7 protein-coding genes are annotated in these 12,180 nt (G+C 35.3%); all 7 read right to left on the reverse strand.

Annotated elements, in window-relative coordinates; all coding sequences use genetic code 11:
• Positions 1 to 25: 25 nt before the first annotated feature.
• The 7 genes from BOW57_RS06995 to BOW57_RS07025 all read right to left on the reverse strand — a co-directional run bounded on the left by BOW57_RS06995 (position 26) and on the right by BOW57_RS07025 (position 12,119).
• Positions 26 to 943, reverse strand: coding sequence for a glycoside hydrolase family 43 protein (locus BOW57_RS06995; protein WP_129053532.1), 918 nt, complete (start codon positions 941 to 943; stop codon positions 26 to 28).
• Positions 944 to 1,022: 79 nt separating this feature from the next.
• On the reverse strand, positions 1,023 to 2,591 hold the full coding sequence (locus BOW57_RS07000) for a glycoside hydrolase family 28 protein (protein ID WP_129053533.1): 1,569 nt from the start codon (positions 2,589 to 2,591) through the stop codon (positions 1,023 to 1,025).
• Positions 2,592 to 2,817: 226 nt separating this feature from the next.
• The gene (locus BOW57_RS07005; RefSeq protein ID WP_241687404.1) at positions 2,818 to 4,191 is read right to left on the reverse strand and encodes a glycoside hydrolase family 140 protein; all 1,374 of its coding nucleotides are present in this window, start codon (positions 4,189 to 4,191) and stop codon (positions 2,818 to 2,820) included.
• A gap of 167 nt (positions 4,192 to 4,358) precedes the next feature.
• A complete protein-coding gene (locus tag BOW57_RS07010; protein WP_241687405.1) occupies positions 4,359 to 7,514 on the reverse strand; it encodes a DUF6298 domain-containing protein in 3,156 nt (1,051 codons plus the stop codon).
• Between the two features lie 256 nt (positions 7,515 to 7,770).
• Positions 7,771 to 9,477, reverse strand: coding sequence for a polysaccharide lyase (locus tag BOW57_RS07015; RefSeq protein ID WP_129053534.1), 1,707 nt, complete (start codon positions 9,475 to 9,477; stop codon positions 7,771 to 7,773).
• Between the two features lie 55 nt (positions 9,478 to 9,532).
• Entirely contained in the window at positions 9,533 to 10,222 is a 690-nt protein-coding gene (locus BOW57_RS07020) for a DUF3826 domain-containing protein (RefSeq protein WP_129053535.1), read from the reverse strand.
• A 187-nt stretch (positions 10,223 to 10,409) separates the two neighbouring features.
• Positions 10,410 to 12,119: a polysaccharide lyase gene (locus BOW57_RS07025; RefSeq protein ID WP_129053536.1), complete on the reverse strand. Its 1,710-nt coding sequence runs from the start codon at positions 12,117 to 12,119 to the stop codon at positions 10,410 to 10,412.
• Between the last annotated feature and the right edge of the window lie 61 nt (positions 12,120 to 12,180).

The following is a 12,180-nucleotide window of genomic DNA, read 5'->3' on the forward strand; positions in this document are numbered from 1 at the left end:
TCTGTGAAATCTGTGGCCTTATCTTTTATTTTTTATCAATTAATCCTTTTAAAACGTCTTCAGAGACTGTTGTAATTGTTCCGTGTTTGTGTCCTTCGGGAAGGGTTATTTTTGATGAAACATCTTCAAAATGAACAAAATCTGTGGTGCTTAACGCTTTATAATTTTTTGAACCGTAATTATCATAATATAAGAGCCAGTTTTTACCAACTTTCACTACTGTTGGTCCTTCTGATAAATATTCTGTCAAGGGTTTTGACGGTTTTTCAAATGGTCCTAAAGGCGATTTTCCAAAAGCTACTTTTATATTTCGCATAGGTCTTGTGTTGTCTTTTAAAACCAAAACATAGTCTTTTTTTCCTTTTTTGACAATCACACAATCAATTACGCTGAAACCTGGTTCGTAATATAATTTTGTATCTGAGAAAGTTTTGAAATCTTTCGTCGTTACATAATACATTCGGTGGTTGTTTTTCTCTTCTTCAACTCCTTTTTCAAATCGGAATGGGATTGTTGATGCCCAAATAATAATGTATTCTTTTTTTACATCATCATAAAAAATTTCAGGCGCCCAAACGTTTACGACTTCTGGCTCATTCTTCATCACAGGAATATATTGCTGTTCTGTCCAATGAATCAAATCTTTTGAACTAGCATAGCCAAAACCATTTCCGCCTTTCCAGTCGGTTGTCCAAACCATGTGATAGGTTCCGTCTGCCCCTTTTGTCATCGATGGATCACGCATGATTTTACTGGCTCCGATTTCTGGCTTTAAAAATGAGCCTTCTAAACCTTTCCAATTGTAGCCGTCTTCGCTGTAAGCCAGATATAAACCCTCGGTTGCGGGTTCTCTAAACGACGTAAAAAGATATAAATCTTTCTTTTTCTGCGAATAACTAATCGCAAAAAGCGAAAGGGTCAGTATGATGAATATTTTTTTCATGATATAAAATTGAACACTAATTTCATGAATTATCACAAACCAAATTGGTGTAAATTCGTGAAATCTGTGTTATTATAATCTATTCTGTAATTGCTTTTTTATATAAAGAAGCTCCTTTTTTGATTTTCGTTGTTACGTTATTTAAAACATTGTTTTTTAGGAAAATGTTTTTAGTGTCTTTTCCATCTGCTTCAATAAAAATATCAGTTGGATTGAATGGAAAATTATTATTGATTAACACATTTGAAACATTATCTAATTTAATAACAGGAACTCCTTTTATGGCTGTCGAAGATCCAACGTTATCTAAAATCACATTTTTTGAATCTGATATTTTGAAAGAAGAACCTACACTTGCATTTACTTTTACATCGTGAAATTCTACATCTGTGGCTGTACTTACTGTAAAACCTTCTTTTCCGTCCATATTGATATTAGAGAAAGTGATGTTTTGAATTGGCATTTCAGTAATTCCAAGTATCTGCCCTGCTTTATTTACATTTGAAGCCGTAATGTTGCTCATATGAATGTTTCTGAAAATCGGCGTTTTCTCGGTTACAGGTTCAACTTGTGTTCCTTTATCGTAGAAAAGGCTCAACACGATGGCTTCTTCTTTGATATTTTTCATTACGATATTATCTACCCGAATATCTTCTACCACTCCACCTCTTCCTCGTGCTGCTTTAATACGGATTCCGCGATCTGTTCCGTCAAAAACACAATTTGAAATCGTTATTTTTTTGATTCCGCCTGACATTTCACTTCCAATAACAACGCCACCATGACCACTTAGCATTGTGCAATTGGTAATCGTAACATTTTCTGTAGCTTTTCCGTATTTACGTCCGTCACCGTCTCTTCCTGATTTGATGGTGATACAATCGTCGCCGACGCTGATATGGCAGTTTGAGATATGAACATTGGTACAAGAAGAAGGATTTATTCCGTCTGTATTTGGCGAATGCGGATTAAAAATTGAGATTCCAGTAACTGTTACATTATCACAGAATTCCGGGTTGATTGTCCAAAAAGGCGAATTTTGAAATGTAACACCTTCAATTAAAATGTTTTTGCAGTTGTAAGCCTGAAAGAAAGAAGGTCTGAAGAATTTCTTATCAACTGTTCTTTTATAATACGGTTCTGTGTAGAGGCCTTTGTTTTGCTCTTCCCACATCGTTTGGTATTTGGTTGGAGGCAGTGGTTCTTTGGCTGTTTCTATTCGGTAAACTTCATTCCACCACGCTTTTCCTTGTCCGTCGATTACACCTCTTCCTGTGATTGTGATATTTTCAACGTCTTTTGCATAAAATAAGGGTTGGAAACTTTTCATCACAATTCCTTCATAACGCATTTCTACATAAGGAAGAAAATCATCGAAATTCTCTGAGAACTTCAAAAGTGCTCCAGAATCTAAGTGAATCGTGATGTTGCTTCTTAATGTTAAAGCTCCAGTTAAGTATTGTCCAGCAGGGAAAAAGATGGTTCCTCCACCGTTTTTAGATGCTTTTTCAATGGCATTCTGAATGGCTTGAGTGCATTTTATTCCTTTGTTGTTTCCGCCTTCGTTTAGAATGTTTAACCAGCCGTCATTTGCGAAAGCAGTGTTTAATCCGGTGATGAAGCAGAGTATTATTAGTATATTTTTCATAGTTGTGTTTTTTTGTTCTCTCGCATTTTTTGTCATTTCGACGTAAGGAGAAATCCTCGCAAGAAACTCCATAAAGTGAATCTCTAATCTTTGTCGAGCTACTAACGGAGATTTCTCCTTCGTCGAAATGACAAGATTGTGGATAATTCGTGATTCCTCCATATTCACGAATTGCATTTCACTAATTACTTTTTACCTTTCACTAATCATTTAGTAGATTTCAAAATCAAAACCCAATCATTACCATCTTCTTTTTTCCTTCTGGTTGGAAATTTTGAGTTCCTTTGTTATCGAATATTCCGATTTTAGTTTTCTTTCCATTTCTTGGATTGTACCAAGTCGCTTCGAATTTATCTCCTGAAATTTTTCCTAGTTTTACTTCTATTATTCTTCCATTGTACGTATATAATAAAGCATATTTTTCTCCTCTTACGGCTGGAATATAATCGTATTTTTCTCCTTGATTAACCACTAAAGAAACATCTGGAGCTCCTTCTAAAAATGGTACTTCTTCCATTAATTTCTTAATGTAAATCATTTGCTTTGCTCCAGGAGCATTGATTGCCGATGTCCATAATTCTTTGTTTCCATACGCTGGGTTATCTCCTTTTCTGAACATCTGCATTACGGCATTATGTCCATACGTGTAACCTGCTGCACCTGATAAAACTGACCAATATCCGTAACGGCGTACATCACTGTCTTTCCATTTTGGCTGCAAAGTATCATGCAAACCGTGTGGAATTCCTTCGTAAGATGGTTCTCCGTCAAGAGTTGGTTTTGTTGGTTTTAATTCGAAATCTCTTAGAACGAATTTGTAATTGTCTTCTTTGAAATTCGTTTTTATTGAATCCTGATCGTATCTTCTATGTCCAGACTGAAACATATTAAAATCTAACCATTTTTCGTTATGATAATTCTCAGAAGAATCAGTTCTACCGAAAGGGTGAAAAGTTACTAATTGGTTTGGATTATTCGTTTTTAAAGTATTTCCGATGGCATTCCAAATATCCATAAACTCATTTCCATGAGTATCTCCTCCGTTTAACCAAATTATGTTTGTTCTATTTTTATATCTATCAGCCAAGAACTTAGCGTAAACAATTGCTTGTTCTTTACTTACTTTATTTCCTTTCGAAACGTTTGTTCCCCATACTGGAACCATTGCCAAGTAAATTCCGTTTTTCTGAGCCACGTCTAAAGTGTAATCTACGTGATCCCAATAATCGTATTCTTGCTTATTATTAAAGTTGTTTCCAGCTGTAGTTAAAGGTTTTGAAACATCCTCGTTAATTAAAGCGGCATCGCCATAAACGTTAACAGCATTGATATTATGCAAAACCATCACCTGAACAACGTTGAATCCTTTTTCTTTTCTGTCTTTAAAATATTTCTCTATTCCTGCTCTATCTAGTTTTCCGAATGCCAGCCAGCCTGTGTCGCCCAACCAAAAAAATGGTTTTTCGTTTTCGGTCACAAAATGATGCTGATTTTTAGAAACTTTTAGCTGAGGCAGATTTTTAGATTGCGAAAAACCGCTTTGTGCTGTAAACATAAAGCTTATACTTAGTGCGAATAAAGATTTAATTTTCAGATTCATTTTGTTTTTTGTTTTGCCACGAATTGCACAAATTTTCACTAATTTTCTTTCTTTACTATGTTCTGTTTTGCCACAGATTTCACAGATTAAAAGGATTTTTTATTCTCTTTGTGTTTTTATTTCACACAAATTCTGGCAGATTATTTTTAATTTTTAATTCTCAATTTTTAATTTTTTCTAACTACAAAAAGCACTTTTTCTTTTATTTCAGCTTGTGGGATTGTCACTTGTTTTCCTCCGCTGATGTTAGCTTTTTTTGTTATATTTCCTGTTGTTGCATTGATTGTAAATACTTCAAATGTTCCTTTTTCGTTTGATAAATCGATTGTAATATCTTGGTCATTTTTCAGGTAAAAAAGATAACTTTTTCCTTTGTTTTCTAATTTCCAAAGATTGTCTGAAAACGTATTTCCGTCAACTAATTTCATTTCGCTTAAAGCAGAATAAAACTGAGGCAACTCAATTTTCGGGATATTTGGCATTGAAGCTCCCGCCATTAAAGCTGGCCATCCAAATCTTGAAGAACCATCTGTTGAATATAAAATGACTTTCTCTGGATATTTTTCTCTGTATTCGCGAACGGCACGATAAACTTGATTGTCTGTTTCTTTTCCAGTTTTTAGTTTTCTGGCGTGCTGTCTTGGTGCTAAATTAACACCTCCCTGCGGTGCATAAGCCGATCCGTCTTCTTTGTAATACCAATAACGAATATCGATTACGTCAACGGTTTTTACTCTTTTGGCGTCATTTAAAATGGCATCTTGCACATCTTTTGTAGCACTTAAACCAATTAAGCCTTTTTTGCCAGTTTCGTCTTTCCACTTTTGAGCTTGGTCTAACCAAAATTCCATAAAATGAAGCGGACCTGTATATTCGGCACTAGTTAACTGAATTACGTTGCTGTTTTCCTGAAAGTTTTCGAATGATTTTCTAATAAACCCTTCGTGTAATTTTCTTCTTTGAGCATTAGTAATATCGTAAAACTGCTCCGCCATAAAAATACGTTTGTCTCCTGCGTAAGGCGGTGGCTCTGGAAATCCTGTGCTGTTGATATTGTTCGCAGAACGCCAAGGCGAACTTGCCCAATGCGCTCCCGCTTCTAAAATATTATGCTGAAAATACTGCTGATTGATTAACAATTGTCCGTTTGGTTCTGCAAGCGTTGCAAACTGCGCTAAACGTGTCCAATACCAATCGTTGAATTTTGTTAAATCGTATTTGCTTAAATGATCCCAAGCTAACTCTTTTCCGCTTCTTGCGAAAGGCTGTTCGTAAAATGGAGGCCAAACATCGTCATCGACTCTGCGAACACGTTCGTGATCATCCATTCTTCTATCATACCATAAACCGTAATTGTGCTCTAAAGCAACGATATTATTTTTAGTTAAATAATCAACGGTTTCTTGTACTTTATCAGTCAATCCGTTTCCTGTTCTTCCAGGTACAAAACGCGTCAAATGTGGTGTTGATTTATTTACAAAATCATCGGTTAAATCTCCTCTCCACCATGCAACGTTGGTTTGTTTTCCAGCAATTACTTTTCCTTCAAAAGTTAACCAGCCATTTTCTGTTGTTACTTTCGAAGTTGATTTTTCTATTTTATTTGATACAGCTTTTAAATCGTTTGCATTTCTTAAACCTTTACTATCTGTATTAATCGGATTTGCTTTTGAAGCTTCTACAATCCATTCTTGTAAACTTTTTGCTGTTGCAGCTGAATTTTTAGTAAGCTCTTGCGCTACTTCAATCGTTGGACTTGAAGAGGGTTCTGAACCTAGATCATAAATAAATGGCTGAACAGGAAGTTTTCCTAATCTGGCTTCTAACTGTGCGTAGAATAAACTTCTCGGACTGATGTGTCCATTTACATCTTTCCAATGTCCGTTTCCTCCAAATTGTCCCCAAACTCCAAAAGCCCAGTTTTGTGCTGTTGGCGGACTGTAACATTCTACTTTTGATGCTGATGATTCCCAGATTACAGAATTAGCGGCTGTCCATCCAGCGCCTCTTCCGCCTTGTTCTCTGTTGTTGTAGCTTAACGCTTTTCCGTCGATATTAGCGATGTCAAATAAAACTCCTGTTGCCCAGCTTCCAATTGCGCCGCTGTTTTCGAATGGTAAATGTGATTCGCATTGCACGAAAGCATTTGGACCTGTTGTCCCAAATCCGCCAACGGCAAAATCATGATATCCAAATTCTGAATAACAGCGTTGGAAAAGTATTTGCTGACCTTCGGTATAAAAAGTATGTCTTCTAAATGAAGCGATTTCAGAAATCGGTTCTGTCGCAATACAATCTTCAACTGTAATCTGCTGACTTGTTTTTAAAATTGTAACGGCTCCTCCTGCAAAGTGTTTGAAATTAACTTGTTTTACCCAAGCATTTCTGGTGTTTTCAATGCTGATTGCCTGCCATCTATGTTCTTCGTCTTTTAAGTTTGAAGGATTGTAAGTTGATTTTATTAATATGTTTTCAACTCCGTTATTTTCAATTCTTCCTGCCCATAAATAAACGGTTACTTTTGAAGTTCCAAAAACATCATCCAAAGACATTGTAATTGGTGCATTTACAGTTACTTCGTTTCCGTTGATTTTAGTTACGACACGATTCCAGGTTGTAATCCAATCTCCTTTTTTCCAGCCAATCCATGAAGTTTCTCCGCCGAAATCCTGCATGTTTACTTCTTTAATGAAATTGTCTGTTAAAGGTTTGCTGATTTCGATTTCGTCGCCAACTTTTAATTTTGAAGTGTTTTTTAACTGAATTTTCTGCGTTCCAAGTGGTGTGTAAGCGTTTGCGAATTCAAATGAATCTTTATACACTTTATCGTTTATGCCTACGATTCTAATTAAAGCTTCTCTTTCTAATCCTGTTCCTAAAAGTATAGTTCCGTTTTCAGAATTGCCGCTTCCTCTTAAAACTACTCCTGATTTTCTAATGTATAATGTTCCGCTGATTTTGAAAATTCCTTTGTCTAACAAAATTGCGCCGCGAAAACCTGATTTATCTGGCTTTAGAGAGCTTACATAATCAATTGCATTTTGGATTTTCTTCGTTGCATCATCTTCTTGTTGGGAAACAAAAATTTTGTTGTCTAAATTTGGAATGGCAACTTCAGAGTTTCTATATCCTGCAAAAGAAAAATCTGGAATTTGGTTTCCTAGATTATCAGTTGTGAAAGAAAGTTTTCCTTCTTTGGTTTTAATGATATCTGGGAAATTGTTTTGGGCTGTGATGTTTAGACTTAAAAGTAACATTAAACCAGACAAAACTATTTTATCTTTTTGAAGGGAGATTGTATTTTTTAACTGGATAAAATTCACCTTATTATTTTTTTAGACTTTAAAATTAAACCATATAAGTAATATAAGCTCATATAATTTTTAGGTTTGTCTTTTTGCACAATCTTGTCATTTCGACGAAGGAGAAATCTTCGTTGCTAAATCGACAAAGATTGATATACTTTACGGAGTTTCTTGCGAAGATTTCTCCTTCGTCGAAATGACAAACTTTGGGTATATTCTGTATGTTAATTAAACCTGACAGGTTAGCGTTGAGAATATTAACTGATTGAAATTATTATTGTAACAATGATTTCAACTTAGCCAAAGTATCTGTATTATTTTCAATTTTCGTCCAATCAATTTTACTGTTTGGATCTATTCCATTAAAATATTTTTCAATGTTGGTATAACCGTCTCCATTTGCATCTTTATTAGCATCTGAAGCATCGTTCGGATTTAAGCCATATTTCTTCTCCCAAGCATCTGGAATTCCGTCATTATCTGAATCTTTATAAGCTTTTCCTTTGTAAGTTGGATATCCTCCAACTTGATCAGGATGCGTAATAATTCCTTTTTTGTATGAATCAGCAGGTAATCTTCTTTTAATGAACTCTTTTCCGATGTTGTTTTCTAAACCGTCTTTAACTTCGATTTTTCCTGTTCTAACTTGTTTTAGGATTCTTTCGTCAACAGCATCTCTTCTTGGAATTGTCGCCCCAACATTTGTCAAAACATATTCGTATGCTTCTTCTGCTTTCATAATTTTAAATGCAGGCATTGAGAAAGGTTTTGGTTGTTTGATTGCGGCTAAAAACTCTTTAGTTTCAGCCTCAGGAAGACTTTCCAATTGTACTCCGCCATTCCAGTTATCGGCTGTAACTTCTGGAGAACCTACAATGAAGTTTCCAGAAACATAAGCTCTTCCGTATTGTTTTGGTTCAATATATCCTGATTCAGGTTTTACTATTCTATACGCAATAGGTTCATTTTCCGGCGTTACCGGACCTGGTTTAAAATAGTTATTGATGATATTCAACATCGAACGATAATCTCCTCCATCAAGAGTACGATTCCACCAATTAAATACTACGTTATTCACAAAATTAAAATCGCCATGCATTCCGATAGAAGCATTTCGAGAAATATTGTCTGCCCATAAATTACGCATAAACGTACTATTTAATCCACCAATTGTACTTCCGAAAGCATGATTATAAGTATCTAAACCTTCTGATGAAATAGTGTTTTGAATCGTGATATTACTAGCTGGTAATTTTTCTAGTTTTGATTTTGAGTTAACTGCAAACTGATGTCTGTAAAGTGAAATATTTTCGTCTAATCCCCAGCTTACGGAGCAATGATCAATTATAGTATTTCCAATTACATTTCCTCCCAAAGCATCATCTCTTCTTGTTACTTCGGTTGCACCACGTCTGAAACGCATGTGACGGATAATAACGTCATGTGTATCTATTTCTAAAGTTTCTCCTGCAATACAAATTCCATCACCTGGAGCGGTTTGTCCTGCAATCGTAACGTATGGCGCACGCATGCTGATTCTTTTTTTCAATTGAATGATTCCCGAAACATTAAAAACAATAGTTCTCGCTCCAACTGCTTCACAAGCTTCACGAAAAGTTCCTTTTCCACTGTCTTCCAGACTTGTTACAACAAATATTTTTCCGCCGCGACCACCTTGTGTGTATGCTCCACCTCCTTCAGCTCCGGGAAAAGCAGGAATATCTGCCACTACAAAATCTTTTGGATACGAAGCCCAAGGTAAATAAGGTTTTCCTTGTTTTGCTTCTTCTTTAATAATGTGGTAATTGGTATTCCAAATTTCGTTAAGTCTTTTTTCTTCGTCAGCTAAAAGAGCATCCGCTTTTTCTTGAACTGGTTTAGGAATTACAGGGTATTGTGCATAAGCAGATGACACAAGCGAACAAAATGACAATGTCATAAATGTTCTTTTTAAAGTACGGTTTGGGAAAAAATTTTGCATTGAATTGTATGTGGTTGTAGTTAATAGTTTTTGGTGCAAGTTTTTAAACAGAAAATTATTCTTTTGCAGTAGAATCTTTTACTTTATTCTTTTCTCTCTGCTCAACACGTTCGTGCCAATCTTTACTTTCTTTATTTAAATCGTAACCTTGTTTTGATAAATAGTTATTGATTCTTCCTTTGTATTTACCAAACCAGCCGTGTTTTTCTTTAGATGAACCACCGTCCATTGCATGTTCTCTGGCTTCAACTAAAGCTTTGTAGATGTAGTCTTTTTGCTCTGCTGTTAAATTTGGAAGCATATCGTTGTAACCTGCGACAGTAATAGGAAGTACACCGTAAGTCATTCCGTCTTTAACTTCTGTGATTTTATCTTCTGATAATTCTTTACTTAATTTTTTGATATACGATTTGTGCAATTTTGCAATTGATTCGTCGGCTTTTGCTTTTAGTTTATCAATTTTCTCGTTTTGCTTTTCTTTAGCTAAACTCTTATCTTCTTTTACTTTTTTGATTTCAGCGTCTCTCCCATCTTGAATTTCAGTTAAATCTCTGAATTGCTGAGCGATGATGTTCGAAACTGCTTTTTCTTTTGCTTCGTTTTTCAAATCTAATTTGGTAACGATTTTTGCCGCTCTTTCATTAGTAACTTTTACATATTCAGGATCTAAATGCTGTTGCGCATTTAAAGTTGAAAATGCGAAAACCAACGATAATAAACCAGCATTTATTTTATTTAGTGCCATGAGTTTTCTTTTTTAGCATAATTATTTTAAACACATAGAAACATAGTTTTTTGTAACGTTTAAAGATGTTTCACTTATTCTAAATACACAGAGTAAGCTATGTGAAAGAAATGTATTTCTCTTTTTATTCTTTTAATAAAGCTTTAAATCTATGTTTCTATGTGTTGAATAATTCTTTCTGTTTTTCTTATTTTAAATCTAATAAAGGTCTAACTAAAGTTTCTTTGTTATTAGCTAAATCTTTCCAGTTTACTTTTATTGCAGGGTTTACACCATTTATGTAATCTTCAATATTAGAGTAACCATCTCCGTTTAAATCTCCTTTTGCATCAGATGGATCGTTTGGATTTAAACCGTATTTTTTCTCCCATGCATCCGGCATTCCGTCTTTATCTGTATCAACGTATGGTTTTCCTTTGTATTCTGGATATCCTCCTACTTGAGAAATATCAGTGATAATTCCTTTTTTATAAGAATCCATCGGTAAACGTCTGTGTTCGAATTGGTAAAATTCTTTTTTCTCTAATCCTTTTGCATATTCTGGAACTCCCGTTTTTACAGTTCTTACGATTCTTTCATCCACTTTGTCTCTAATTGGAAGAGTTGCTCCAACGTTTTTAAGAACAAATTCATAAGACTCTTCTGCAGTCATAAATTTGTTGAACCACGGCATTGGGAAAGGTTTATCTGTTTTCATTTTAGCAAAGTATTCTTTTGCTTCGTCATACGTCATTAATTCCCCTTTTTTATTCTCTAACTGAATTCCGCCATCCCAGTTGTCTTTAGTTACTTTATCGTTACCGTTAACAACGTTTCCGTTTACATAAGCTCTACCAAAAACCATGTATGGTAATTTACTTCTTCCAGATTCTGGTTTTAAGATTCTATAACTGATTGGTTGTGTTAAATCGGTTACAGGTCCAGGCTTGTAGAAATTGTTGATGATGTTGTAGTTTGCTGTATAATCGCCGCCATCTGTAGATCTGTTGTACCAGTTGAAAACAACATTATTTACAAAATTGAAAATTCCGTTCCAACCGATAGAAGGGTTTCTTCCAGCATTATTCGCCCACATATTTCTCATGAAAGAGCAGTTTTCTCCACCTAAAGTACTTCCGAAAGCGTGGTTGTACGTATCTAATGCTTCTCCGAATAAACTGTTTTGGATTGTAATATTTACCGTTCCAACTTTAATATCTGGATAACCAGGTCCTGGATTGTACATATGTCTGTAGATTGACATATTTTCATCTAATCCCCAAGTTGCTGATACGTGATCGATCATAATATTTCCAACAGGGTTTCCTCCGATAGCATCATCACGACGGCCTACGAAAGTTTCTCCACGGCGAAAACGTACGTGTCTGATAATTACATCATGCGTATCGATCCAAGTTGATTCTCCTGCAATACAAATACCATCTCCAGGCGCTGTTTGTCCCGCGATTGTAATGTAAGGTGCACGGATAATTAACGGGCTTTTCAATCTGATAATTCCAGCAACATTAAATACCACTATTCTTGCTCCTCCTTTTTCGCATGCTTCACGCAATGTTCCTGGTCCACGGTCTTCTAGACTTGTTACAGTGTAAACATTTCCGCCTCGACCACCGAAAGTAAACATTCCACCTCCTTCAGCACCCGGGAAAGCAGGAATTTCTGCCTGAGGTAAATCTGTTGGTCTTGCTGCCCACGGAATATATGGTTTTCCATGTTTTGCTTCTTCTTCAATAATAACTAAAGCTTTTTCCCAAGCTTCATCAGAAAGTTTTTGGGCTTCTTCTTTAATTGCTTTTTCCTGCGCTTGAACTTCCGGACTTATCTTTGGATATTGAGCAAAACACTTTGCACTTCCCAAAAAAAGCAGAGCTGTGATAAATAATGCGGAATTTTTCATGTTATTTTTTAATTATGGTAATTCTTTTTAAACAAATCACCTGTATTCTTGAAATACAGGT

Source organism: Flavobacterium sp. YO64 (assembly GCF_004119505.1).
GTDB classification, from domain to species: Bacteria; Bacteroidota; Bacteroidia; order Flavobacteriales; family Flavobacteriaceae; genus Flavobacterium; species Flavobacterium oncorhynchi.